We start from the raw sequence: 23,744 nt of genomic DNA, 5'->3' as shown, positions 1-23,744 counted from the left end.
TGTCATGGGCGTTTGTGATAATATAGAACGATAGCGGCCGCTGGCAATGCGGTCAATAAAAGCAAAGAAACAGGTGTGAATTCGATGAAACCATTCATCTACGACTATACGCTCGAGCAACTTCAAGATTGGATGAAAGAAAACGGCGAACCCGCGTTCCGCGGTGGTCAGCTGTTTGACTGGCTGTATGTGAAACGCGTCACCAACTTCGAGGAGATGACGAACCTTCCGAAGACGCTGCGCGAGAAGCTGCATGACCAATTCCAATTCGTCACGTTAAGTGAAATCACGCGCTTCGAATCGAAAGACGGAACAGTCAAGTTTCTGTTCGGCTTGCACGATAACCACGCCATCGAGACGGTTATCATGCGCCACAGTTACGGCAACAGCATCTGCGTCACGACGCAAGTCGGCTGCCGGATCGGCTGTACGTTCTGCGCCTCCACGCTCGGCGGGCTGAAGCGCAATTTGACGGCCGGCGAGATTACCGCGCAAGTCGTCGTGGCGCAGCAAATGCTCGATGCGACCAATGAGCGCGTATCCAGCATCGTCATCATGGGCTCCGGGGAACCATTCGAGAACTACGACGCGACGATGACCTTCCTGCGGACGATGATCCACGAGAAGGGGTTGAATATCGGCCAGCGGCATATTACCGTATCGACGAGCGGCATCGTGCCGAGCATGTACAAATTCGCAGACGAGAACACCCAGATCAATCTGGCGATTTCCATTCATGCGCCTAACGACGCCCTTCGCTCGAAGCTGATGCCGGTTAACCGCCGCTTCCCGTTCGAGGAAGTGATCGAAGCGTGCCGTTACTATCTCGCGAAGACGGGACGCCGTATTACATTTGAATACGCGCTAATCGGCGGCGTCAACGATCAGAACGAGCATGCGGAGGAGCTGGCGAGCGTGCTGAAAGATATGCTGTGCCACGTCAATCTGATTCCGGTCAACCACGTGCCGGAACGCCGGTACGTCCGGACGCCTCGCGACCAAATTTTCGAATTCCAACGCATTCTGGAACGCAATAACATAAATGCAACAATCCGCAGAGAACAAGGACATGATATCGCGGCAGCGTGCGGACAGCTTCGGGCCAAACATATGGAGTCTACGACGGGGTGATTGTTGAATGAACATCGCGTTTCGCAGCGATATCGGGCGAATCCGGCTAGTCAACGAAGATCGCGCTTGGGCGCAACAGGAGAATAACGGCTGTGCCGTCGCCATCGTGGCCGACGGCATGGGCGGTCATTTGGCTGGCGAGGTCGCCAGCCAATTGGCCGTCGATACGTTCCGCGAATCGCTGGACGGCATCGAACTACCGGCGCTTAGTCAAGAAGAGCGCCGAAATTTAGTGCGCAGCGCCATTTTGCAAGCGAACGAAGTTGTGTACGATATGGCGTCCCGCAATGACCAGTACCATAATATGGGCACGACGGTCGTGGCGGTGCTCGCGGGGCAAGAAGGCGGCGTAATCGGACATATTGGCGATAGCCGCGTATACATATGGAATAAGGGACAATTGATTCAACTTACCGAGGATCACACGTTGGTCAACGAATTGGCCAAGACTGGTCAAATCAGCCAGGAAGAGGCCGCCAATCATCCGCGACGCAACGTGCTGACGCGAGCACTAGGAACGGACGAGCAGGTTGAAGTGGATCTAATCGACTTCGATTGGGAGCGCGGCGACCTGCTGCTGCTGTGCAGCGACGGGCTAAGCACGATGGTGGCGGATGACGAGATGAGCACGATCTTGGATGGCGGCGATCACGATTTGGACGCCAAAGCCGAGCAACTCGTCGAACTGGCGCTTCAGGCTGGCGGGGACGACAACATTACGGTCGTACTGCTGCACCATGTGGGTGACACGGAGCAAGAGGGGTGAGCGACATGATTGGACACGAATTAGGCGGACGCTATGAAATCATCACCCGCATCGGCGGGGGTGGCATGGCGCTCGTCTACAAAGCCCACGACATTTTGCTAAACCGCAAGGTGGCTGTAAAAGTACTGCGCCAGCAATATACGCACGACGAGGAGTTCATACGCCGATTCCGGCGCGAAGCCCAGTCCGCGGCAGCCTTATCGCATCCGAATGTCGTCAGCATCTACGATGTTGGGGAAGAGGGCGATACGCAATATATCGTCATGGAATATATCGAAGGCCATAATTTAAATGAAATCATACAAGAACGCGCGCCCCTTCAGGTGGAGGAGGCGGTGCACATCGCCGTTCAAATATGCGATGCGCTGGAACATGCCCATCACAATCAGATTATCCACCGCGATATTAAACCGCACAATATTCTGATCGGCAAGAACGGCCGCGTGAAGGTGACCGATTTCGGCATCGCGAGGGCGGTCACCTCCTCGACGATTACCCAGACCGGTTCCGTGCTCGGCTCGGTTCATTATTTCTCCCCGGAGCATGCCAAGGGCGTCAGCACAGGCGAGAAATCCGATCTGTATTCGCTCGGCATCGTCCTCTATCAGACGTTGACCGGAAAGCTGCCGTTCCTTGGCGAAAGCCCGATTAGCGTGGCGCTCAAGCATTTGCAAGAGACGTTCGAGGAACCGCGCAAGGTTAATCCGTATATCCCGCAAAGCGTCGAGAACATCATCTTGAAGGCGATGCGCAAAAATCCGGCCGACCGCTATTCCAGCGCGACGGAGATGCTGCGGGATTTGGAGACGTGCTTGAAGCCGGAGCGGTTGAACGAGCCCAAGATTACCTTCGCGAGCGATCATGCCGCCGATTTCGAGGAGACGCGCGTCATGCCGGCTATACGCGGGAGCATTGCAGGCGATACCATCGGCGCGGCCCCTGGGTCGGGAAGAGGCGAGCAAGCGCAGGAGGAGAAAGCCGACCGCTGGAACGGCAAAGGGCTGCAGGACCCGCCCAAGCGCAAATGGGTCAAGCCTTTGATCGTGGTGCTGTCGACCTTGATCATTATCGCGCTTGTCTACTGGGGTGCGCGAACCGTGCTCGGCTGGTTTGAGATCGAGGAGGTCGACGTGCCTTATGTGGTCGGCAAGGACGAGACAGATGCCATCAAAGAGATCGAGGATTTGGGGCTAAAGGTCAAAGACCCGATCATTTACAAGGTGGATGAGAAGGTTCCAAAAGGACAAGTATACAATCAGTCGCCGACTAACCAGCGCGTCAAAGTCGGTTCGCTTGTCGTGCTTTATGTCAGCAACGGACCACAATTGGAGAAAATGCTCGACTATAAGGGCCGTTCGTTCGAGGAAGCCAGATCGGCGCTGATGGAGCTGGGCGTATCCGATACGCGAATCACCTCTGATGCGGAATTCAGCGACGAGCCAGCTGGAGAGATCTTGGAGCAGACGCCGGCGCCGAACACGGATTTCGATCCGAATAAGGAGACATTCCGCTTCGTCGTCAGCAAAGGGCAAGAGAAGCTCCCGATGCCGAATTTGATCGGATTGACGGAGTCCGAGGCCATCAAAGCGCTGGAAGACAAGGGGCTCGTGTTCGATGCGGCAAACACGGTACGGGAGCCGAGCTACGGGGAGAAAGGCAGGGTCATTCGCCAGCATCCGTATAATCCGAACGACCAGGTCGCCAAGGGCGAGAAAGTTACGCTAACCATTAGCGACGGTCTGCCGGAGGAAGCGATCGAGTATACGTACAATATTCAAATCTCGCCTGCGGTAGCGGGCAAGTCCAGCAAAATCCGAATCGTGTACAGCGACGCGCGGGGCGAGGATCAAGAGTGGGGCCAGAAGACGATCAACGAGACGAGAAATTTCCAGATCAAGGTCGTCTTGGGGCCGAATACCGAAGCGATCGTCAAAATCTACCGCGACAACGAGTTTACCGATTCGTTCTCGAAGACGTACGACGACGTGAAGAACGGCACGGAATCCTCGCCGGAGACGGTGCCGGGTACGGAACCGCCGCCGGAGGAGCCGTCGGACAATCCTGACGGCCAGCAAAATTCAGGCAATGAGCAAACCACGGAAGAGCAGTCAGAAGGTACGGCAAACGACAACGGGGGCGCGAATGCAGGAGAACAACCATAACGACACGGTCGGCCGAATCGTCAAAGCACTTAGCGGCTATTATTACGTCGTTCCGGAAGGCCAAGAGATGAATGTTTCCTTTACGCCAATACAATGCAGAGCCAGAGGCATCTTCAAGAAACGCGGAGAGTCGCCGCTTGTCGGAGACCGCGTGCGCTACGGTAATACGGAGAACGGGGAGGGGACCGTCGACGCGATCCTGCCCCGTTCCTCGGAGCTTGTGCGGCCGCCGGTCGCCAATATCGACCTGGCGGTGCTGGTCTTCTCCGTCACGGAACCGACGCTGAATTTGCAGCTGCTGGATAAATTCCTCGTTCATATCGAACACGCCGGCATACCGACGGTGCTCTGTCTGAGCAAATCGGATCTAGCTGAGGAAGGACCGGATAGCGAAGAAGCGCAAGAAGCGATGGACGCGGTCAAGCGGATCTATGAGCCGCTCGGCTATGCCGTGTATACGACGAGCTCACGACAGAGCGGCGGCATCGAATCGCTTCGAGAGCGGCTTCAAGGTCATCTGGCTGTATTCGCGGGCCAATCGGGCGTGGGCAAATCGTCCTTGTTGAACGCGCTTGTTCCCGGACTTCAGCTGGAGACGAGCGCCATCAGCAATCGGCTTGGACGTGGCAAGCATACGACCAGACATGTCGAGCTAATCCAAGTCGGCACGGGCTTCGTTGCCGATACGCCCGGGTTCAGCCAGCTTGATTTCGTGGAGCTGGGCATCGAGGAACTCGGCAGCTGCTTCAGGGAGATGCGAGAGTTGGCCGGTAGCTGCAAATTCCGAGGCTGCACGCATATTCACGAGCCGGAATGCGCGGTTCTGGAGGCGCTAGCGGAGGGGAAGATCGAGTCAACCCGTTACGAGCACTACAAGCTGTTCATGACGGAGATGAAAGAGAAAAAGCGGAGGTACTGAATTATGTCGATCATCGCACCATCTATTCTTTCGGCGGACTTTGCCGCATTAGCTGACGATATCCGGGATGTAGAGCGCGCGGGAGCCGACTGGATCCATATCGATGTGATGGACGGACATTTCGTGCCGAACCTCACGTTCGGCCCGCTCATCGTGGAAGCCGTTCGATCGGCGACGAAGCTGCCGTTCGACGTCCACTTGATGATCGAGAAACCGGAGCAGTATATCCCGGCCTTCGTCCAGGCCGGCGCGGACCGCATTACGGTTCACGCGGAAGCGTGCGTACATCTGCATCGGGTCATTCATCTTATTAAGGAAGCCGGCTTGCCGGCAGGCGTCGCGCTGAATCCGGGTACGCCGATCTCCGTGCTCGAACATGTGCTGGACGATCTGGATCTGGTGCTGATCATGACCGTGAATCCGGGTTTCGGCGGGCAGAAGTTCATTCCGGGCTCCGTACAGAAGCTGCAGGCGCTCAGAAGCCTACTGGAGCAGCGCGGTCTGAGCCATATGCATGTGCAGGTCGACGGAGGTATTAATGCCGCTACGGCGCCGCTGGTGCGCGACGCGGGCGCGAATGTGCTCGTGGCCGGCAATGCGATCTTCACCGAGCAGGACCGGGCCGCCGCGATCTCGGCCCTTCGCTAAGGTCGGCTTATGGGAGAGCGGATCAAGAAGCTGCTGCTATTGTTGTTGTTCAGTTGGGGGAGCGGCACCTTGTTGTCGCTGTTTACCTTCTTTGGATTCCCAGTCAGCATGTTGTTCTCGATCGGCGCGATCGTGATCGGCGTGTTGTTCTTCCGCAGGTTTCATAAGCTGGGGCATCGAATCGCGTTCGTCTTGCTCGCGCTCTTCTTCTATTTCATGGGCGTTATCACGATGGCGGTCGCGGAGTACGCCCGTCAACAGCAAGAGGGAGCGGACGCTGCGGCTTCGCTAATCCTGCAAAACATCATTTAATGGGCGATCTCGCGTTGGAATACGCGAGTGTGCCCACGCATAGGATGGTTACATGAACGAAGGTTCCTGTAGCCTTTTTTGTTTGCCAGCAACCTCAAAAAGAGCTGGCAGGGCCGCTAACGCTTTTACGCGCACACTGCGGAAGGTATCACGTATAATACACGGGACGGAGCGATGTCGAGCATGCTTAGGAGGGGTGGAGGATGAAGTTTTATACGATTAAGCTTCCGAAATTTTTGGGCGGGGTTGTAAAGGCGATTTTAAATACCTTTCAAAAAAGCTAACGGATCCTGCGGCGCCGTTATTTTGGCGAATGCGCATATCCCGCCATGGGAACAACACAGCCGCCTGCGGAGGACGTGGACGGCTAAATTCGCGGGCAATGAAAAAAAGCACCTGATGGGATCAGGTGCTTTTGTCCATGGTGAAAGATACTTACACGCGAGTAACTTTACCGGATTTCAGGGCACGAGTGCTGACGTATACGCGTTTTGGTTTGCCGTCAACCAGAATGCGAACCTTCTGAACGTTGACGCCCCAAGAACGACGGTTTTTGTTGTTAGCGTGAGAAACATGGTTGCCAGTGCTTGGGCTCTTGCCCGTGATGTAACATTTGCGAGACATGGAATACACCTCCTTGAAAACCGTTGCAAATAAACATACTCAAACATAATAACATAGTTCGCCCAACCAAGCAAGATATGCAAAGGGGGCGAAATGAGATGAAAATCGGCGAAATTCGACGAACGGGCTTCAATATCTTCAATATTTATAGTACAATGTTGTTTAGTCCATAATACATAAACAAAGGAGTGGATTTCCATGCCTCTGCAGCTTCAATCGGAACAAGGAACCATTGTCATTACCGATCACGTCATCGCCGTACTTGCCGGCTCAGCGGCACTGGAATGTTATGGGCTTGTTGGAATGGCTTCTCGCAAGCAGCTGAAGGACGGTATTACGGAACTACTCGGCCGCGATAATCTGACGCGCGGCGTGGAAGTGCGCCGGGAGAACGAACGCTTGCTTATAGACTTGTACATCATCGTTAGCTATGGAACAAAAATATCCGAAGTCGCGCATAACATTCAAACGAAAGTGAAATATGTGCTGAACGATGTCGTCGGCCTTCAGGTGGATGACGTCAATATTCTTGTCCAGGGCGTGCGGGTATCTCGGTAGGAAGGGGAATCAACGTTGAGTAAACGTTATATAAACGGTTCAGACTTTGCAGGCATGGTGAATATGGGGGCCGATTGCTTGCATCGCAACGTGGACCACGTTAATGCTTTGAATGTATTTCCGGTGCCGGACGGCGATACGGGCACGAACATGAATCTCACTATGACATCGGGGGTACAGGAGCTTCGAAGCAAACCGTCGCCAGCGGTAGGCAAAGTTGCGGAAGCGCTTTCCAAAGGGCTTCTGATGGGGGCCAGAGGTAATTCGGGGGTTATTCTCTCCCAATTGTTCCGAGGCTTCTCCAAGAGCGTCGCGGGGGCGGAGGAGATTAACTCGCTCCAACTCGCCGCGGCTTTCCAGCACGGCGTGGACGCGGCTTACAAGGCGGTCGTGAAGCCGGTCGAAGGCACCATTTTGACGGTAGCCAAGGAAGCAGCCAAGCATGCGGTCGCCATCGCGCGCAGAACGCCGGACGTGACGGAGTTTATGCGTGAGGTGCACGCCAAGGCGCATGAAGCGCTGCAGCGGACGCCGGATTTGCTGCCCGTCCTCAAACAAGTTGGCGTCGTCGACTCCGGCGGCCAAGGTCTCGTGTTTATCTACGAAGGCTTCGTGCGGGCATTGACGAGCGAGAGCGCGTCCGAAAGCTGGGGCGCGACGGAAGCGGCAAGACCCGAAGAGGTGGGAGCGCTTAGCGCGGAACGCACGGCTCCGGTAGTGCCGGCGCAGCCATCGAGCGCGCAATCCCGTCTGTCCACGGAAGCGATCGAGTTTCTATACGATATGGAGTTCTTCATTAACCGCAAGCTCGGCGGAGGCAAGGTGCTTCCATTCGACGAAGAAGCGTTCAAGAGGGCGCTTGCGAAAGACGGGGACTCGATTCTCGTCATTACGGACGACGACATCATCAAGGTGCATGTCCATTCCCGCAGACCAGGCGACGTCCTCAATCTTGCGCTGCCATACGGCGAGTTGACGGACATGCATATTCTGAACATGCGCGAGCAGCACCGAGATATTCTCGAAGAAGGATCGCACGGCGGATTCGATAGCGTGGCGGAAGAAGAGCTTGGCAAGGCGGTACCGGAAGTGTTGACCGGGGCTTCGATCGATTCGATATCCGTATCCCAAGCGCACGAGTGGGCTTCGTTCGGCATTATCGCAGTCGCGATGGGCGAGGGCATTCGGAACATTTTCCTGGATAACAACGTCGATGTCGTGCTCTCCGGCGGTCAGACGATGAACCCGAGCACGGAAGATTTCATGAAAGCGATCGAATCGCTCGCCGCGGAGCATATTTATTTACTGCCGAATAACGGCAACATCATCCTTGCGGCCCAGCAAGCCGCGGAATTAAGCGAACGCAGCGTCACGGTTATTCCGACGAAGACGATCCCGCAAGGGTTGGCTGCTGTTCTCGCCTTCCGCGACGAAGAGTCGTCCGAAGCTAACGCGGAAGCGATGCAGCAAGCGGCGAAGCAGGTCCGGTCGGGCCAAGTGACGCATGCGGTGCGCGATACGTCGATCGACGGCATCGATATCCGCGAAGGCGATTATATCGGCATCCTCGAGAAATCCATCGTCACGGCACTGCCGGATTTGACTGAAGCATGTCAAGCGCTCCTGGCACGTATGATGGAAGACGGAGGCGAACTCGTCACGATCTTGACCGGCGAGCAGGCGGATCTCTCGCATACCGAAGCGCTCTCGGATTGGATCATGGAGCAATACCCGGACGCGGAACTGGAAGTTCACGCCGGCGGACAACCGTTGTATCCATATTTGTTTGCCGTTGAATAGGGGGTGGCGTTGTGAGCAAAGTTCGAATCGTAACCGACAGCACGTCTGATATCCCAGCCGAGATGCGCGAGCAATTGGGCATCGAGCTTGTGCCGCTCAAAGTCATTTTCGGCGAGGAAACGTACTTGGACGGCATTACCCTTAGCCCGGAGCAGTTCTATGACAAGCTGCAGCGCGCGCAATCGCTGCCGACGACATCGCAGCCTTCGCCAATCGAGTTCATGGAGACGTATGAACGAATTCTGAACGAAGACCCTGGCGCCTCGATTATTTCGATCCATTTATCGGCTAAGTTTAGCGGAACGTTCCAGTCGGCGATGATTGGCCAATCGATGCTGGAGCGGGATGCCGATATTTCCGTATACGATTCCAAATCCGCAACATACGGCATCGGTCTGCTCGTCGTGCATGCCGCGAAGCTTGCGCAGGCCGGAAAGACGAAGGCGGAGATTTTGGATGAGATCGAGCAGCTGAATCAGGATAAGAAGCTCTATTTTATCGTCGATACGCTGGAATATTTACAGAAGGGCGGGCGGATCGGCAAAGCTTCTGCAGTCATTGGCTCTATTCTGAATATTAAGCCGATCCTGAGCATTGACAACGAAGGCGAGGTCACCGCCATCGACAAGGTTCGGGGCCAGAAGAAGGCGATCGCCCGGATTCTGGAACTGGTGGAGCGCGATTTCGGACGCGATCCGGTCGAACTCACCATTGCATGGACGAACGTCAAGGATTTGGCGCAGGAGCTAGGCCGGCTCGTGCAGGAGAAGCTGGATGTTCGCGTCGTGCATCACACGTGGATCGGTCCCGTCATTGGCGCCCACGTCGGTCCCGGCGCAGCGGCGATTTTCATTAATCGAGTGCGAGGTTAACCATTATGAAGCTGGATGAACTATCAGTCCGGCAAATCAAAGGCGTGAGTGCTCAGAAAGAACAGGAGCTTCACGCCTTTGGCGTCCATACCGTGGCTGATTTGCTGAACTATTTTCCGTACCGTTACGAGGACTACCGCATTCGCGGTTTAGGCGAAGCCAAGGATGGGGAGAAAGTGACCATTCAAGGCAAGATCATGAGCGATGCGTTATTGTCGCGCTTTGGGAAAGGCAAGTCTCGGCTCAATTGCCGGGTGGCGGTCGAGGGTGTGCTGGTGAACGCGGTCTGGTTCAATCGGCATTTCCTGAAGGATAGCTTAACCGCCGGCCGAGAGATCGTCATGACGGGCAAATGGGAGCCGCGAAGGCTGCAAATAACGGTCGCAGAATCGGAATTTCCGGATCGCGGCGCTTCACGTTCGGGTTCGGTCCAACCGGTATACTCGGTGGGAGGCAGCATCACGCAGTCGTGGATACGCAAGACGATCCAGCAGGCGTTGACGCAATACGGCAGTTTGATCGAAGAGGTACTGCCTTTCGCGCTCATCGAGAAGCACAATCTCATGCCGCGCAAGGATGCCGTCTCCATTGTGCATCAACCGGAAGATGCCGAGCGCGGACAAGCTGCCCGCCGAAGGCTTGTCTATGAGGAACTATTTCTATTTCAACTTAAATTGCAAGCCTATCGGGCATTGACGCGCGAGAAGGTGCAGGGGCTGCCGCATGTCGTAGGTGCGGAGGCCATCCGACAATTCGCGGCGACGCTGCCGTTCGAGCTGACCGATTCGCAGAAGAAGGTCGTGAACGAAATTTTGATCGACATGCGCTCGAGCGGCTGCATGAACCGGCTGCTGCAAGGCGATGTGGGCGCAGGCAAGACGGTAGTTGCGGCCATAGCCCTGTTCGCTACGGTGACGGCGGGGCATCAAGGCGCGTTGATGGTGCCAACGGAGATTTTGGCGGAGCAGCATTATCGGTCTTTGCAGAAGCTGTTCGCTCCGGTAGGCATCGAGGTCGGACTCTTGACGGGAAGCATGACCGAGCGCCGTAAGCGCGACGTGCTCGCAGGTTTACAAATGGGACTTATTCAAATTATTGTCGGCACGCATGCACTCATTCAAGATACGGTCCATTTTCAAAGTCTAGGCCTTGTCGTGACCGACGAGCAGCATCGGTTCGGCGTTAATCAGCGGAGTGTCCTCCGGCGCAAGGGCCTTAACCCGGACGTGCTGACGATGACGGCGACGCCGATCCCGCGCACGCTTGCCATTACGGCTTTCGGCGATATGGACGTCTCCACGCTGAATGAGCGGCCGAAGGGACGCAAGCCGATCAAGACCTATTGGGTGAAGCATAGCATGCTTGACCGGGTGCTCGGCTTCATTAGGCAGGAGACGGACCTGGGCAGGCAAGCTTACTTCATCTGCCCGCTCATCGAAGAATCAGAGAAGCTGGACGTACAGAATGCGATCGACCTGCACATCCAGCTGCAGCAGGCTTTTCCGGATCTAAAGATCGGCTTGCTGCATGGCAGAATGACGCCAGCCGAGAAGGATGCGTCCATGGATGCGTTCGGTCGCAACGAGGCGCAGGTGCTGGTGGCGACGACCGTCGTCGAAGTCGGCGTCGATGTCCCGAACGCAACACTCATGATCATCATGGATGCGGAGCGGTTCGGCTTGTCCCAGCTTCATCAGCTGCGCGGTCGAGTAGGTCGGGGAGAGCATCAGTCGCACTGCGTGTTAATCGCCGATCCGAAGTCCGAAGTTGGGCGCGAACGGATGAAAGTCATGACCGAGACGGACGACGGCTTCGAGGTGGCGCGCAGAGACTTGGATTTACGCGGACCCGGCGATTTCTTCGGGACGAAGCAGAGCGGCGTGCCGGAGTTTAAGCTGGCGAATCTGGACACGGACTTCGCCGTATTGGAACAAGCGCGCGATGATGCCGCCGACCTGACGCGTCGAGAGGACTTCTGGACCGATCCTGCGCTCGCGAGGCTGCAGGCGATGTTGAGGCAGGATCAGCTTTTTGAAGGGGATTTGTTGGACTAGATATGTTCGGAGACCCAGCGGCATATAGTAGGGACGAAGGGCTGAAATGCCGGACGGAGGTGCTATTGCCGCTCATGAGTTACACGAAATTTGGAATTCGCCCCGAATTTGTCGAACGCGTGAAAGTCAAAATGAAAAATCCGGTTGTCAAAGAGCGCATTAAACAGGTCGTCAACGGTTTGACGAAATACGATTTGCAGGACCGCGTCAAAGTTCGCCGCATCGTCAGGCAGGCTTCCAGCGTGCTGAACGAACCGCTGAACGAGGTGCAGGAAGAGCAAATCATCGCCTTCGTGCTCGCCCAAAAAATTGACCCGAACAATACGCTTCATTTGTTGAAGCTGTGGGCGATGTTTCGATAAGCGGCTGTTGAACGGCCATACAGAAGGGCCATCCCGATGTCTGACTCCCGGAGTCGACGGGGATGGCCCTTCTGCTGCTTCATCCTATGCGAAAAGTAGACTCCTACGCATCAGCTGGTGGCCGTGAAGGGCTCGATGCACGAGGGCTCGTCTACCTTGACGCTGCCGACTGCCGCGCTAACCGGGTAAGCTTCCAGTTCATCGGCTGGAAAGGGAATGTATAGCCGTCTAAGCTTGTCCGCATCCTGCATGCCGCGATCCAGCCACATCGACTCGTCTTCCGGCTTTAGGATGACCGGCATACGGTCATGAATGGAGGCCATCAGTTCGTTCGGAGCGGTTGTCAGGATCGTGCACGTGCTCACTCGCGTACCATCAGGGCTAACCCAACTATCGTACAAACCGGCCATGCTGAACAGCTTTCGGTCTCGCAGCACGATTCGCATCGGTTGTTTGCCGGTATCGGTTTTCTGCCATTCATAGAATCCGTCCGCCGGCACAATGCAGCGTTTGCGGCCGATTAACTGCTTGAATGCGGGCTTCTCCTGCACGGTTTCGGAACGGGCGTTCAGCATCTTGTTGCCGATTTTCGGGTCATTGGACCAGGAAGGGATCAAACCCCATTTGAGTTCGCCGAGCCGGTTCTGCTTCCCGTCATGGATAACGGCCAGCACCTGTTGGCCGGGCGCGACGTTGTATTTGGGCGTATGGAACGGAACCGAAGTTTCGCCGATCCAATAGCGCAGCATGAGTTCTTCCAATGTCACCGTAATCGTAAAGCGTCCGCACATGGCTAACCAGACTCCTTCTTTCGAGATGATCTTATTGTTTATTATACTTGCCTGTCTTCCGTTGCAAAAGCGGTGCCGCGTAGGCGTGCTCTCCAAATCATCGGGGCGTAAGGGATGTCGGCATGACCACTCTCCATCCTGAAATGGCTAACGGTGTGTCCATTTGCCCATACTGAGTCGTATAGAGTTGGAAAGGGGCGGGAGCTTGAATTCAAACCGGGTAAAGCCGACAATGCGTGAGAAATGGGTTCAAGCAGCGGAACGGCTTCTCCGGCTGCCTATCGCAGTCTTCGCGGTCGTGAGAGCCAAGTGGCGCGCACGCGAACTCTCCGATCGCATGACCGAACACGCCCGTCCGCCAAAGTTAAGGGAAACGCTGGTACGTCCGCTGTATGCAAGTTGGGCGGTGCTGGCAGAAGAGGCTCTGCCCGAGCGATTCACGCAGCTGAGCGAAGCCGGGGAGGCAGGCGGAACGGATAAGAGGGAGCAAGACTATCGACAGGAAAAACAAACCTTTACGGACTGGGAGCGGCGATTAATCCAACGCATTGCGCATGAAACGGCCCAGGCCAATCGCAATAATGTCACGCGCACGGAAGCATATCGGCTTCTTTATTTGCGGCGTCCGGAGCTGCATTGGGCGCTGCTCGCCCATTTGGTGTCCCGTAATGGCGGCTATAATATGACCGATTTGCAGGGCGAGCTTCTTCCCCGATTGCTAAACGCCGAGCAGCGCAACGCCATATTCGCCATGCTGGAGCGCGCGAACGCGCTTATTTTCGGGGATGCCTACCCGCAGCTGCTGCTCTACGACGCGTCATGCCGGGAAGGCAAGAACTTGACGCATCTATTGTCCGCGTTCGGCGTAAGCCGTTTTATGGAACCAGTTTGGGAGCAGTTTTGGCAGCGACGGGAGTCGGCGATTTTAACGGTGGCGCTAATCGTCAATGAACAGCACTTCATTGAAGCGCGGATCGTGCAGCATTCCTTCTATCGGCAGCAGGTGCTGGATACCGCTTCCTTTCTTCTTCAAGCCCCCATGCAGCTGAATGCTGTGTTTATGCCTTACGGTACGCTGGATGACGGGGAGATGCAGCTGGCGGGCATCGTGCTGGAGGATTTTCGGAATCTCGAGGAACGGATCGAATTCGGCAAACGGTTATATGCGATGCTGTTCGGCGTACGGGAAGTCGGACGCGGCGTCCATCTATATATCAAAGCGGTTCGCCATACCGGCTCGCGTTCGGATTATGCCCCGCACTTATTTACCTCGAAGCGTCCAGATCGCCTGCAGCGGCGCTATAAACAGAAGCTTCACGGCTGCAGATTGATCCGTGGCCGCACGCCATTCTATAGTCCGGAGCTGAGCGAAGCATGGCCGGACCAGCCTGTCGAGCCGGTCGAGCCGGGTGATTGGTTTATGGATGCGGAAAAGGTGCTGCCGTATTTCCGTGAGCTGTCGATCCCCGCGACGTTCGCCGTCACGGAGGAGCATTGCTTGGGGCTGAACAAAATCGAAGCCGCCGTGCAAGCGGCCGAACGGCTCGACGTGAAGCTTGGCGCGAAGGAATGAAAAAAGACTGGTCCGACGGGATCAGTCTTTTTGGCTTGGTCCTATTTAGACTAAACGTTGTTCTGGAGCATTGCCGGGAGAAGGTTGAAACGCTTTGTTTAGCGTTTCAACATCTCCCTGGGTCATAGTTGCAGAATCCTTACTTATTCTGCAACAATGCCGGGAGAAGGCTGAAACGCTTTATCTAGCGTTTCAACATCTCCCTGGGTCATAGTTACAGAATCCTTACTTATTCTGCAACAATGACCACCGATAAACATATTCAAACAAAAACTCGAATGCTTCCAGATGGCGTTTGGCTTCGAAGGCGTTGGCGCCCCAGGCGTAGATGCCGTGCTTGCGGAGCATGATGCCCGGAATGCGCGGGTCTAGCCGATCGGTGACTTCCGGCACGATGGAAGGGATGTGCGCGAAATTCGAGACGATCGGAATCTCAATTTGCGCGTCCTCGTCCCAAATGTTGAACGCCTTGATTAATTCCACGCCATCCACCGGAATGGATTTGCGGTCCCAGAACAGCTCGGACACGATGTTGTTGAACACGGTATGTACGTGGAAAATCGCGCCGCAGCCCGTCATCCGATAGATTTCGCAGTGGATCAACGTCTCGGCGGACGGCTTCAGGTTCGTGCGCTCGCACGGCTGGCCGCTTTGGTCGACGAACAGGAAGTCCTCCGGCGTCGATTTGGATTTGTCCTTGCCACTCGCCGTAATCGCGAACTGGAAGTCGTCCGATGCGAATTCGCCGACGCGTACCGACAAATTGCCGCTCGTGCCTGGGAACCATCCCCGGCTCGCGAACAGCTGCTTGACCTCGGTTAATTCGGCTAACGCGCGTTGTTTCTCTTCAAGCGTGATGGCTGCAAAGCTCATTGACGTATTTCCTCCTTCTGCTGCAGGGCGGCCACGATATCGTGGAAGTCGGTATACTCGGTATGCGGAAGCCCAAGTTCCTCGCATTTGGTCGTCAAGTGCGAGCGCGAGAAGACAACGTCGGCAAGCTTGGCGCCTTCGAAATCCGTCACGCTGTCGCCGATAAGAATGCGGGTATGCGTCTCGGGCGGGAAGTTGCGCATAATCGTCGTTTTGCACATGCCGCAATTGTTCGTGCAATGCTCGTCGCACGGATGCGGCCATGTGATCTCGATGCGCTCACCGCTGAAATCGCTGCCGTTGCAATAAATATGATCGACGGGAATGCCGAAACGCGCGAGGACGGGATAGACAAAGAAGTCGATTCCGCCGCTCGTGACGTAGAACTCGGTCCCGCTGCGGGCGCAATAATCGAGCAGCTCCTGGAAGCCGTCGCGAATGCGGACGTTGTTAATCGCGTAATCGACGACTTCACGCTCCATCGAAGTCGGCAGCAGGCGGAACAGCTCTCCCACGCCTTCTGCAATCGACTTTCGCTGCGCGATAATATCGTCAACGATGGGCTCCCAGCCATCGGGATTAAAATGTTTGATGATGGCGACGATATTGTCGTTCACGGTAATCGTGCCGTCGAAATCGCAGAATATCACTTGTTTCTTCGTATGCATGGATGCGGGTTGTTCATGCTGACTGGTCATTCCTTAAACCCCCATAAATCAATTGCGGTTTGAAGCGCTTCGTTGCCGGACTGCTTGGCCGCATCCGGAAGGGAGAGGCCTTGCTCGGCCGCCGCGATGGCTTGACGGAAAGCTTGTCCGCCGGCCGCGGTGCCCATCGGATGTCCATGAATGCCTCCGCCTGCGTTGACGACGACATCTTGGCCGAAATCGCGAAGGATAAGCGGCACGAGTCCCGGGTGAATGCCCGCGGATGGCACCGGCATACTTGCGCGAACCGGAAGGGAGGGATCGATCAGCGCGGCTTGCACGGCCAAATTCTCCTCCTTCGGCATGACGACCGAACCGTATGGCGACGGGAAAAGCACGAGGTCCGCGCCGGCCAGTCGCATCAGCTTGCCGAGGAGCAGCGGAGCCGCGATACCATAATGCGGCGATGGGTAGAACGCGCCGGCCAGCGAAGGATGCGCTGCGATCGGCACGTTGATCTCCGGATCGCTGCTCAACATATGGAGCGCGTCGTAGCCGTACGCGAGCACGTTGAACAGCAGGGCGTTGGCGCCTGCAGCGACGGCGCGTTTGGCATTGGCGACAAGCTGGGAAGTAGGGCCGGTCAGATTGACGGCATACAGCAGCTTTTGACCGGTTTCTTGTTCCGCCAGGCGAGCGGCGGCCATGCAGGTCTCTACGCGCTTCTCCAGCGGAGTAAGCGGGTTCTCGAACAAAATCTCGTCATCCTTGATCAAATCGACGCCGCCAAGCGCCTGCTTGTAGAATTGCTCGCGCAGGCCCTCGAGATCATGCCCGATGACGGATTTGAAGATGCTCATCAAGAGCGGACGGTCGTGAACGCCGAGCAGCTCGCGCACGCCGGCAAGGCCGAATTTCGGACCCGGGAATGCCGATGCGAACGATTCCGAGAATTCCAGGTCAAGCAATTTGATCCGTCCGTCCATCGACAGCTTCCCGAATACCGTGACGAGCAGGGCAGGAATGTCACGGCTGAAGTTGACATCGGGGTAAGCGATTTTGAGATCGGCGTAACGTTCGCCCGGCTGAGCGCCTTCCGGCTCGTGTACCGTTACCGATATCACTTTGCCCAGGTGTTTCTCCATTTCGGCTTTGCGGGCTTCGGGCAGATCGGTCCAGCTGCCGACCGTCAGGCCGACCGCGATCCCAAGCGCTTTTTTGTTGAAATCCGCTTGATCGTCGTAGCATCGGTACGTTGCGACGCATACGCTACCATGGCTCATGGCAGTGCGCTCCTTTCGATTTCGGCGCCCATTTCGGCCGCGCGCTCGGAAGCGCGTTTGATGGCACGAATGACGCCTTCCGTAAATTCATGTTGGTTCATCGTTTCGATGGCCGCTTGAGTGGTGCCGTTCGGGGACGTTACCTTGCGTCTCAAGTCGGCAGGCGTTTCCCCAGTTGATTTTACCATATGTGCGGCGCCAAGTACCGTTTGAATCGTCAAGTCGCGGGATGCGGACGCGCTGAGACCCAATTCCTCGCCAGCGCGCATCATCGCTTCCATCATGTAATAGATGTAAGCCGGACCGCTGCCGGACAGTCCCGTCACGGCATCGAGCATGGCTTCCTCGACGACCGTCGTGAGGCCGAAGGCTTCGAACATCGTCAGCGCGATTTGACGGTGCGATTCCGTGCAAGCCGCCGAGAAGCTGACGCCTGTAGCGCCGAGGCCGATCGTGCTGGACGTATTCGGCATGGTGCGCACAATCGGCATCTTTTGGCCAAGCAGAAGTTCCATCGTATGCAGCGACAATCCGGCCACGACCGAAACGAGCACCTGATTCGGTCTTACGATGGAGCCCAGCTTGCGCAGCGCCTCGGCAGCGTCTTTAGGTTTCATGGTTAAGAAAATGACGTCTGCGTCACGCAGCATGCCGAGTTGATCCTCGGGAGCGGAGGAGACGCGCACGTTATATTTGGACTGAAGCTCGGCCAGCCGTTCGGCGTTGCTCCGGTTGAACATGGCAATGCGGGAAGGCTCGGCTAGCTCTTGGTTAATGAGACCTCGGACGACGGCCTCCGCCATGGAGCCGGCGCCGTAGAAGCAGAGACGAAGCGAGCCTATGACAGGCGCCTGGCCGGAAGAAGATAGTATGGACATATCGAATGCACCTCCAGAAATTATCCGCGGATTTGACCGCTGCCGTAAACGCGATACTTCGTCGATGTCAAAGCGGGCAGTCCCATCGGTCCGCGCGCGTGCAGCTTCTGGGTGCTAATGCCGATCTCGGCCCCGAAGCCGAATTCGAACCCGTCCGTGAAGCGCGTCGAAGCGTTATGGTACACCGCCGCGGCGTCGATCGCCTGCAGGAAGCGGGCGGCATGGGCAGCGTCTTCGGTGACGATGCATTCGGAATGTTTGGTGCCGTATTCGCCGATATGATCGATGGCTTCCTCCAGACCGCCGACGATTCTGACGTTCAAAATATAATCATTATATTCGGTCGCGTAATCTTCATTCGTCGCGGCCTTCGCATAAGGGAGAAGCGCTCTCGTCGCCTCACATCCGCGCAGCTCGACGTTGGCTTCGCGCATCCGGTCGGCGATTGCCGCCAAATGTTCCGACGCGAAACGTGCGTGAACAAGGAGCGTCTCCATGGAATTACAGACGGAAGGACGCTGAACCTTGGCGTTGAACGCGATATCGGAAGCCATAGCAGGATCAGCGCTCTCGTCGACGAAGGTATGACAGATGCCGGCACCGGTCTCGATAACGGGCACGGTTGCATTCTCGACGACGTTGCGGATGAGCGAGGCGCCTCCGCGCGGGATGATGACGTCCAGCAAGCCGTTCAGCTTCAGCATCTCGTCGACCGACGCGCGGCTCGGATCCTCGATCAGCTGCAGCGCTTCCGCAGGCAGAGCGGAGCGGGAGAGCGCTTCTTGCAGCACCTCGACGATGCGGCTGTTCGAGGAGAGCGCCGCGGAGCCGCCGCGCAGGACGACCGCGTTACCCGTCTTCAGACACAATCCGGCCGCGTCGACAGTGACGTTCGGTCTAGCTTCATAGATAATGCCAATGACGCCGAGCGGCACCGAAATTTTCTCGATGCGCAGTCCGTTCGGCCGGTCGAACGACTCTTGAACGAGGCCGACCGGATCGGGAAGCTCCACGATTTGGCGCAAGCCTTCCGCAATGCCGGCGATCCGGCTCTCGGTCAGCGCAATCCGGTCCAGCAGCGACTCGCTGGTGCCGTTCTGACGGCCGCGTTCCAAATCGCGGGCGTTTGCCTCCAGAATAGAAGCTTGTTCGGTTACAAGCGCATCGGCCATAAGCAGGAGCGCGTCATTCTTTTGTTCTGTCGTCAAGGTGTTCAAGGCTTTGCTGGCTTGCTGGGCAAGCGCGGATTTCAATCTAGCTTCGCTCATCTCTCGTTCCTCCTTGTTTCTCCCCATGTTCAAAATGCGATTACTTCAACGTGATCCATTCATCACGGTGAATGACTTCAATCCGTGCGACGTCGATCCGTCGCTTGACCTCGTCGGTTCCGAGTCCCATCGCGGCTTGCACTTGCCAGGATGCATAATTGACGACCCCGCGGCCAATGGTGCGCTGCGACTGATTGACGACCTCGACGACGTCGCCTGGGTGGAATTCGCCGTCAATGGCGCGAATCCCCGCCGGCAGGAGGCTCTTGCCCCGCTCGGTGAGCGCGGATTCGGCGCCTTCGTCTACGATGATGCGCCCTTGTGTGGCGGAATGGAAACCTAACCATTGCTTCTTGACTGGAAGCGTGTGGAGGTTGGCGGCGAAGTACGTGCCTTTGCCGATCCCCTGCGCGGCTGCGATCAGGTCGCCGCTTTCCTTAACCCGTCCGATGAAGGCCGGGACGCCGCCGCGCATCGCGATCCGCGCCGCTTCGATTTTGGAGCGCATGCCGCCCGTGCCGACGGAAGACCCGGAGCCGCCGGCGATGCGCATGATTTCTTCCGAAATTTGATCGACCCGGTCGATTCTCGCCGCATTCGGATTTTTGCGCGGGTCCTCCATATAGACGCCGTCCGTATCGGTTAGAATAAGCAGACGGTCCGCTTTGAGCAGATTGCCGACCAGCGACGAGAGGGTGTCGTTGTCGCCGAATTTGAGCTCATCCGTAGCCACGGTATCGTTCTCGTTAATAATAGGGACCATCCGCTGCCTCAGCAGTTCTTCAATTGTCTTCTGCGCGTTTCCGATCCGGGAGCGGTTGGAGAAGTCCGCGCGCGTCAGCAAAATTTGCGCAACGCCGATCCCGTGCGCGGAGAATGCCTCCTGGTAGGCTTGCATGAGCAGCGCTTGGCCGACTGCGGCGGCGGCTTGTTTCTCATGCAGCAGCTTCGGTCTTGCGGCATAGCCGATGCTCTTGAACCCGGCGGCGACCGCGCCGGAGGTGACAAGCAGCACTTGCTGTCCCATCCGATGCAAGGAAGCTAATTCATCCGAGAAGAAGCGGATGCGCTCCCGGTTGATGCCGCCTTCGTCGGAGGTGAGCGAGCTGCTTCCGATTTTGACAACTGTACGTTCCGTCATACGCCCGATTCCTTTCCAAGTCCATAATCTAGTTCCGCCGTACGAAACGGGGGAAAATAAAAAACACACTTTCATCCTTTACTTGTATAAAGGACGAAAGTGTGACTTCCGCGGTACCACCTTTGTTGGCAGCGCAAGTACGGCAAAATACGCATGGCTACCCATCTTATACCTGATAACAGCAGGCGCTGTCCGGCTCGTCACCGGAAGTTCAAGGGTGGGTTTCCACGCCTGCCGCGATAAATTCTTCCAGCTAATGAATTTACTCTCTGTGCGCGGCGGATGCTCGTGTACTTGGCCCCATCATCACGTTGAAGTGTTCAATTGTGCATAGCATATCATGCTCCTTGCGAACCTGTAAAGGCACAGCGGAGCGGGATTAACGGAAAAGTCCAAGCCGGCCGATCCGGTTCGCGGCTTCGATCAACCGCTCTTCCGAAGCGAGCAAGCCTAATCGGACATAGCCTTCGCCATGGGTGCCGAATCCGATGCCCGGCGCGACGACGACGTCGGCTTGCTCCAGGACCAGATCGGCGAACGTGGCCGAGGTATGGCCTTTCGGCACGGGAAGCCAGCAGAAGAAGGAGCCGCCCGGTTTGTCCGCTTGCCAGCCGATCTCGCCAAGCGCGCCGAACAAGGCATTTCGGCGGTTCTCGTAGGTTTGGCGAAGCTGCGTCACGCAATCCTGGGGACCCGTCAACGCCTCGGCTGCGGCGGCCTGAATACCGCCGAACAAACTGCAATAGTAATGATCCTGAATCAAGTTGATCAAGCCAACCACTTCTTTGTTGCCAAGGGCGAATCCAACGCGCCAGCCCGCCATGTTATAGGTTTTCGATAAGGTATAGAATTCGACGCCGACTTCTTTGGCGCCCGGCGTTTGGAGGAAGCTGACCGGCTGGTTGCCATCGAATCCGAGCGCGCCGTAGGCGAAATCGCTGGCGACGACAATATTATGTTTGGCTGCGAACGCGACGGTATCGGCGTAGAACGAACTGTCCGCAACGGCGCCGGTCGGGTTGTTCGGATAGTTGATGAACATGAGCTTCGCTTGGTCTGCGATGTCCGACGGTATGGAGGAATAATCCGGCAGGAAAGCGTGATCCGCTTTTAGCGGCATATGCGCCATTCGTCCGCCCGCAAGCGCAACACCGGACCAATAATCCGGATAACCGGGATCGGGCACGAGCGCCACGTCGCCTGGGTTCAACAAGCATTGGCTGATCTCGATTAAGCCGGTCTTGCCGCCGAACAGAATCGCGACTTCTGTCTCCGGATCCAGATCGACGTTATAATCTTCTTTATACCGTTTGGCTACCGCTTCTTTCAGAAAGGCAAAACCGCTGAACGGAGGGTATTTATGAAAAGCCGGATTCGGGGCTTCTGCTTGAAGTTTGGCAACGATATGAGCCGGAGTCGGTTGATCCGGGTTGCCTTGCCCCAGATTGATGACATCCCGCCCTTTGGCGGCTTGGGCATTGGCCTTGCGAACCAATCCAGCGAAAAATTGCGCCGGCAAACCCGTCATGCGGTCGGCAGGTTGAATACGCGTATGTAAAGGTTGCGTCTTATTCATTCTCTTCACTCCATTTCACTCACATGCTAACTGTCCCGAAAGCTACACATACTTTAACATGATTCCAAATCCGTGTCGATAGCTCGGATTAACGTGGAGTGAAGAGAGATGATAAGACATTCGGCATTGCTTTTTAAAGGCCGACTTTCGATAAGAACGGCTTCACATCCACGTTCAATTGGAATAAGAACGGTTTGCGGTTTTCATCGAACACGAGCAGCAGCTTGGGCTTTTCCGGGCAATAGAACAAAAAGATGTCGCTCGCCTGTATGGAGACGCCGGGCGCTTTGATGACGGCCGGTTGGTCGAGCGGAATACGGAACACGTAGCCGCACTTCTCGTCGGGTTGAAGCTGAGGCGCAAGCTCCTTAGCTTCCTTGATCCACGCCTTGGCGATCTGTTGGTATTCCGGGCTGTTGGGGACCGACTTGACGACTTTGCCGGCAGCGACGTCGAATACTTGAACCGGACGGACGGGCGCTTCGGCTTCTTCCATAGCGAAACCCTGCGTCACGGACGGGAGCAGCATCAGCGCCGCGCACAACGCGACAATCGTGGACCATCTTACTTTAAGCGGCATGATCATTCTCCTTCGTAAAGTAAAGTGATTGCGCTATTACGGTACCCATCTTGACAGTGAACCATGAGAAGGTATCATTAGGGAAAACCAATGATGAGCAAGGGAGTTTTGCATAATGACGACCCCGAAATTGCGCCTTGCGCTGCTGCAAATGCACGTAGAGGCGGGGAACCCGGACGAGAACTACCGGAAGCTGGCGGAGCTTCTCGAAGAAGCGGTAAGCGTTCAGGACAAGCCGGACGTAATCGTATTTCCCGAAATGTGGAACACGGGCTACGCGCTCGATCGAATCGGGCAGATCGCGGACGTTAACGGAGAACGGACAAAAGCCATGCTTTCGGCGTTCAGCCGCAAGCATGGCGTACAGGTCGTTGGCGGTTCGGTGGCGGAGAAACGGGAAGATGGCGGCGTATTCAACACGATCTATGTTTTTGACGAGAAGGGCGAAGTGCAGGCCGACTACTCGAAAATCCATCTCTTCCGTTTAATGGAGGAAGAAAAGCATCTGAGCGCGGGCAATGCCATCGGGACGCTTGACGTTGCGGGCGAGAAAGCCGGCATGATGATATGCTATGATATCCGTTTCCCCGAGCTGGCGCGCAAGCTGGCGCTCTCCGGCGCCAAGCTGCTCTTCGTTCCGGCGCAGTGGCCTAATCCTCGGCTTCATCATTGGCGTACGCTGCTGCTGGCGCGCGCAATCGAGAACCAAATGTACGTTGTTGCCTGCAATCGATGCGGGACGAGCGGCGAGACGAGCTTCTTCGGCCACTCCATGATTATCGACCCTTGGGGAGAAATCGTAGCCGAAGCCGGCGAGACGGAGACGATCATCCGCGCGGAGATCGACCTGGGACTCGTAGACGAAGTGCGGGGACGCATTCCGGTGTTCGAGGACCGCAGGCCAACGCTTTATTAACGCAAGCGAT

Annotated in this window: 24 protein-coding genes; 14 read left to right on the top strand and 10 right to left on the bottom strand. The window is 56.4% G+C overall.

Going from position 1 to position 23,744, the window contains the following annotated elements; genetic code table 11:
* Positions 1 to 84: 84 nt before the first annotated feature.
* The 7 genes from rlmN to spoVM all read left to right on the top strand — a co-directional run bounded on the left by rlmN (position 85) and on the right by spoVM (position 6,222).
* A complete protein-coding gene (gene rlmN, locus ACFSKT_RS17855; RefSeq protein ID WP_377719636.1) occupies positions 85 to 1,131 on the top strand; it encodes a dual-specificity RNA methyltransferase RlmN in 1,047 nt (348 codons plus the stop codon).
* 7 nt (positions 1,132 to 1,138) lie between these two features.
* A complete protein-coding gene (locus tag ACFSKT_RS17850) occupies positions 1,139 to 1,897 on the top strand; it encodes a Stp1/IreP family PP2C-type Ser/Thr phosphatase (RefSeq protein ID WP_377719637.1) in 759 nt (252 codons plus the stop codon).
* A 5-nt stretch (positions 1,898 to 1,902) separates the two neighbouring features.
* A complete protein-coding gene (pknB, locus tag ACFSKT_RS17845; protein WP_377720606.1) occupies positions 1,903 to 4,059 on the top strand; it encodes a Stk1 family PASTA domain-containing Ser/Thr kinase in 2,157 nt (718 codons plus the stop codon).
* Positions 4,040 to 4,978 carry a ribosome small subunit-dependent GTPase A gene (rsgA, locus tag ACFSKT_RS17840; protein ID WP_377719638.1) on the top strand — a complete coding sequence of 313 codons (939 nt, stop codon included), beginning with the start codon at positions 4,040 to 4,042 and terminating at the stop codon, positions 4,976 to 4,978. Before pknB ends, rsgA begins: the two co-directional genes overlap by 20 nt.
* 3 nt (positions 4,979 to 4,981) lie before the next feature.
* The gene (gene rpe, locus ACFSKT_RS17835) at positions 4,982 to 5,626 is read left to right on the top strand and encodes a ribulose-phosphate 3-epimerase (protein ID WP_377719639.1); all 645 of its coding nucleotides are present in this window, start codon (positions 4,982 to 4,984) and stop codon (positions 5,624 to 5,626) included.
* 9 nt (positions 5,627 to 5,635) lie between these two features.
* Positions 5,636 to 5,938, top strand: a complete 303-nt coding sequence (locus ACFSKT_RS17830) for a hypothetical protein (RefSeq protein WP_377719640.1) — start codon at positions 5,636 to 5,638, stop codon at positions 5,936 to 5,938.
* Between the two features lie 203 nt (positions 5,939 to 6,141).
* The gene (gene spoVM / locus ACFSKT_RS17825) at positions 6,142 to 6,222 is read left to right on the top strand and encodes a stage V sporulation protein SpoVM (RefSeq protein ID WP_148931365.1); all 81 of its coding nucleotides are present in this window, start codon (positions 6,142 to 6,144) and stop codon (positions 6,220 to 6,222) included.
* 151 nt (positions 6,223 to 6,373) lie between these two features.
* On the opposite strand, the gene rpmB is transcribed toward spoVM, so the two are convergent.
* Entirely contained in the window at positions 6,374 to 6,562 is a 189-nt protein-coding gene (rpmB, locus tag ACFSKT_RS17820; RefSeq protein ID WP_377501878.1) for a 50S ribosomal protein L28, read from the bottom strand.
* A gap of 198 nt (positions 6,563 to 6,760) precedes the next feature.
* On the opposite strand from rpmB, the gene ACFSKT_RS17815 reads away from it, so the two are divergent.
* The 5 genes from ACFSKT_RS17815 (at position 6,761) to ACFSKT_RS17795 (ending at position 12,208) form a co-directional block, all read left to right on the top strand.
* Positions 6,761 to 7,120, top strand: coding sequence for an Asp23/Gls24 family envelope stress response protein (locus tag ACFSKT_RS17815; protein ID WP_377719641.1), 360 nt, complete (start codon positions 6,761 to 6,763; stop codon positions 7,118 to 7,120).
* A gap of 54 nt (positions 7,121 to 7,174) precedes the next feature.
* A complete protein-coding gene (locus tag ACFSKT_RS17810; RefSeq protein ID WP_377720607.1) occupies positions 7,175 to 8,920 on the top strand; it encodes a DAK2 domain-containing protein in 1,746 nt (581 codons plus the stop codon).
* An 11-nt stretch (positions 8,921 to 8,931) separates the two neighbouring features.
* Positions 8,932 to 9,792 carry a DegV family protein gene (locus tag ACFSKT_RS17805; protein ID WP_377719642.1) on the top strand — a complete coding sequence of 287 codons (861 nt, stop codon included), beginning with the start codon at positions 8,932 to 8,934 and terminating at the stop codon, positions 9,790 to 9,792.
* 5 nt (positions 9,793 to 9,797) lie between these two features.
* Positions 9,798 to 11,846 carry an ATP-dependent DNA helicase RecG gene (gene recG, locus ACFSKT_RS17800; RefSeq protein WP_377719643.1) on the top strand — a complete coding sequence of 683 codons (2,049 nt, stop codon included), beginning with the start codon at positions 9,798 to 9,800 and terminating at the stop codon, positions 11,844 to 11,846.
* Between the two features lie 74 nt (positions 11,847 to 11,920).
* On the top strand, positions 11,921 to 12,208 hold the full coding sequence (locus tag ACFSKT_RS17795; protein WP_377719644.1) for a stage VI sporulation protein F: 288 nt from the start codon (positions 11,921 to 11,923) through the stop codon (positions 12,206 to 12,208).
* 110 nt (positions 12,209 to 12,318) lie between these two features.
* Here ACFSKT_RS17795 and ACFSKT_RS17790 read toward each other — a convergent pair whose 3' ends face one another.
* On the bottom strand, positions 12,319 to 12,999 hold the full coding sequence (locus ACFSKT_RS17790; RefSeq protein WP_377719645.1) for an SOS response-associated peptidase: 681 nt from the start codon (positions 12,997 to 12,999) through the stop codon (positions 12,319 to 12,321).
* 232 nt (positions 13,000 to 13,231) lie between these two features.
* Here ACFSKT_RS17790 and ACFSKT_RS17785 point away from each other — a divergent pair, with 232 nt between their 5' ends.
* The gene (locus ACFSKT_RS17785) at positions 13,232 to 14,572 is read left to right on the top strand and encodes a DUF2515 family protein (RefSeq protein ID WP_377719646.1); all 1,341 of its coding nucleotides are present in this window, start codon (positions 13,232 to 13,234) and stop codon (positions 14,570 to 14,572) included.
* Between the two features lie 225 nt (positions 14,573 to 14,797).
* Here the strand turns inward: ACFSKT_RS17785 and mtnB are convergent, their stop codons facing one another.
* The 8 genes from mtnB to ACFSKT_RS17745 form a co-directional block, all read right to left on the bottom strand.
* Positions 14,798 to 15,445 (bottom strand): methylthioribulose 1-phosphate dehydratase, encoded by a 648-nt coding sequence (mtnB, locus tag ACFSKT_RS17780; RefSeq protein WP_377719647.1) that lies wholly within the window; start codon positions 15,443 to 15,445, stop codon positions 14,798 to 14,800.
* On the bottom strand, positions 15,442 to 16,143 hold the full coding sequence (locus ACFSKT_RS17775) for a 2-hydroxy-3-keto-5-methylthiopentenyl-1-phosphate phosphatase (RefSeq protein WP_377719648.1): 702 nt from the start codon (positions 16,141 to 16,143) through the stop codon (positions 15,442 to 15,444). Before ACFSKT_RS17775 ends, mtnB begins: the two co-directional genes overlap by 4 nt.
* Positions 16,140 to 17,375: a 2,3-diketo-5-methylthiopentyl-1-phosphate enolase gene (locus tag ACFSKT_RS17770; RefSeq protein ID WP_377719649.1), complete on the bottom strand. Its 1,236-nt coding sequence runs from the start codon at positions 17,373 to 17,375 to the stop codon at positions 16,140 to 16,142. The genes ACFSKT_RS17775 and ACFSKT_RS17770 overlap by 4 nt, the downstream gene beginning before the upstream one ends.
* Positions 17,372 to 18,253, bottom strand: a complete 882-nt coding sequence (gene proC, locus ACFSKT_RS17765; RefSeq protein WP_377719650.1) for a pyrroline-5-carboxylate reductase — start codon at positions 18,251 to 18,253, stop codon at positions 17,372 to 17,374. The genes ACFSKT_RS17770 and proC overlap by 4 nt, the downstream gene beginning before the upstream one ends.
* Positions 18,254 to 18,273: 20 nt before the next feature.
* Positions 18,274 to 19,521 (bottom strand): glutamate-5-semialdehyde dehydrogenase, encoded by a 1,248-nt coding sequence (locus tag ACFSKT_RS17760; RefSeq protein WP_377719651.1) that lies wholly within the window; start codon positions 19,519 to 19,521, stop codon positions 18,274 to 18,276.
* Between the two features lie 40 nt (positions 19,522 to 19,561).
* Positions 19,562 to 20,662, bottom strand: a complete 1,101-nt coding sequence (proB, locus tag ACFSKT_RS17755) for a glutamate 5-kinase (protein WP_377719652.1) — start codon at positions 20,660 to 20,662, stop codon at positions 19,562 to 19,564.
* Positions 20,663 to 21,041: 379 nt separating this feature from the next.
* Entirely contained in the window at positions 21,042 to 22,238 is a 1,197-nt protein-coding gene (locus ACFSKT_RS17750) for a pyridoxal phosphate-dependent aminotransferase (RefSeq protein WP_377719653.1), read from the bottom strand.
* 133 nt (positions 22,239 to 22,371) lie between these two features.
* A complete protein-coding gene (locus ACFSKT_RS17745) occupies positions 22,372 to 22,818 on the bottom strand; it encodes a hypothetical protein (protein ID WP_377719654.1) in 447 nt (148 codons plus the stop codon).
* A gap of 115 nt (positions 22,819 to 22,933) precedes the next feature.
* On the opposite strand from ACFSKT_RS17745, the gene ACFSKT_RS17740 reads away from it, so the two are divergent.
* Positions 22,934 to 23,734 (top strand): carbon-nitrogen family hydrolase, encoded by an 801-nt coding sequence (locus ACFSKT_RS17740; RefSeq protein ID WP_377719655.1) that lies wholly within the window; start codon positions 22,934 to 22,936, stop codon positions 23,732 to 23,734.
* Positions 23,735 to 23,744 lie beyond the last annotated feature (10 nt).

The organism is Paenibacillus xanthanilyticus, from assembly GCF_042682185.1.
Lineage (GTDB): Bacteria > Bacillota > Bacilli > Paenibacillales > Paenibacillaceae > Paenibacillus_Z > Paenibacillus_Z xanthanilyticus.
The sequence above is the reverse complement of the archived record's forward strand: the minus strand, read 5'-3'. Positions and strand labels throughout refer to the sequence as shown.

What these genes read in the sequence shown, in the direction of transcription:
- rlmN (WP_377719636.1), top strand. Translation starts at nt 85, where the DNA reads ATGAAACCATTCATCTACGACTATACGCTCGAGCAACTTCAAGATTGG.
- ACFSKT_RS17850 (WP_377719637.1), top strand. Translation starts at nt 1,139, where the DNA reads ATGAACATCGCGTTTCGCAGCGATATCGGGCGAATCCGGCTAGTCAAC.
- pknB (WP_377720606.1), top strand. Translation starts at nt 1,903, where the DNA reads ATGATTGGACACGAATTAGGCGGACGCTATGAAATCATCACCCGCATC.
- rsgA (WP_377719638.1), top strand. Translation starts at nt 4,040, where the DNA reads ATGCAGGAGAACAACCATAACGACACGGTCGGCCGAATCGTCAAAGCA.
- rpe (WP_377719639.1), top strand. Translation starts at nt 4,982, where the DNA reads ATGTCGATCATCGCACCATCTATTCTTTCGGCGGACTTTGCCGCATTA.
- ACFSKT_RS17830 (WP_377719640.1), top strand. Translation starts at nt 5,636, where the DNA reads ATGGGAGAGCGGATCAAGAAGCTGCTGCTATTGTTGTTGTTCAGTTGG.
- spoVM (WP_148931365.1), top strand. Translation starts at nt 6,142, where the DNA reads ATGAAGTTTTATACGATTAAGCTTCCGAAATTTTTGGGCGGGGTTGTA.
- rpmB (WP_377501878.1), bottom strand. Translation starts at nt 6,562, where the DNA reads ATGTCTCGCAAATGTTACATCACGGGCAAGAGCCCAAGCACTGGCAAC.
- ACFSKT_RS17815 (WP_377719641.1), top strand. Translation starts at nt 6,761, where the DNA reads ATGCCTCTGCAGCTTCAATCGGAACAAGGAACCATTGTCATTACCGAT.
- ACFSKT_RS17810 (WP_377720607.1), top strand. Translation starts at nt 7,175, where the DNA reads ATGGTGAATATGGGGGCCGATTGCTTGCATCGCAACGTGGACCACGTT.
- recG (WP_377719643.1), top strand. Translation starts at nt 9,798, where the DNA reads ATGAAGCTGGATGAACTATCAGTCCGGCAAATCAAAGGCGTGAGTGCT.
- ACFSKT_RS17795 (WP_377719644.1), top strand. Translation starts at nt 11,921, where the DNA reads ATGAGTTACACGAAATTTGGAATTCGCCCCGAATTTGTCGAACGCGTG.
- ACFSKT_RS17790 (WP_377719645.1), bottom strand. Translation starts at nt 12,999, where the DNA reads ATGTGCGGACGCTTTACGATTACGGTGACATTGGAAGAACTCATGCTG.
- ACFSKT_RS17785 (WP_377719646.1), top strand. Translation starts at nt 13,232, where the DNA reads ATGCGTGAGAAATGGGTTCAAGCAGCGGAACGGCTTCTCCGGCTGCCT.
- mtnB (WP_377719647.1), bottom strand. Translation starts at nt 15,445, where the DNA reads ATGAGCTTTGCAGCCATCACGCTTGAAGAGAAACAACGCGCGTTAGCC.
- ACFSKT_RS17775 (WP_377719648.1), bottom strand. Translation starts at nt 16,143, where the DNA reads ATGACCAGTCAGCATGAACAACCCGCATCCATGCATACGAAGAAACAA.
- ACFSKT_RS17770 (WP_377719649.1), bottom strand. Translation starts at nt 17,375, where the DNA reads ATGAGCCATGGTAGCGTATGCGTCGCAACGTACCGATGCTACGACGAT.
- proC (WP_377719650.1), bottom strand. Translation starts at nt 18,253, where the DNA reads ATGTCCATACTATCTTCTTCCGGCCAGGCGCCTGTCATAGGCTCGCTT.
- ACFSKT_RS17760 (WP_377719651.1), bottom strand. Translation starts at nt 19,521, where the DNA reads ATGAGCGAAGCTAGATTGAAATCCGCGCTTGCCCAGCAAGCCAGCAAA.
- proB (WP_377719652.1), bottom strand. Translation starts at nt 20,662, where the DNA reads ATGACGGAACGTACAGTTGTCAAAATCGGAAGCAGCTCGCTCACCTCC.
- ACFSKT_RS17750 (WP_377719653.1), bottom strand. Translation starts at nt 22,238, where the DNA reads ATGAATAAGACGCAACCTTTACATACGCGTATTCAACCTGCCGACCGC.
- ACFSKT_RS17745 (WP_377719654.1), bottom strand. Translation starts at nt 22,818, where the DNA reads ATGCCGCTTAAAGTAAGATGGTCCACGATTGTCGCGTTGTGCGCGGCG.
- ACFSKT_RS17740 (WP_377719655.1), top strand. Translation starts at nt 22,934, where the DNA reads ATGACGACCCCGAAATTGCGCCTTGCGCTGCTGCAAATGCACGTAGAG.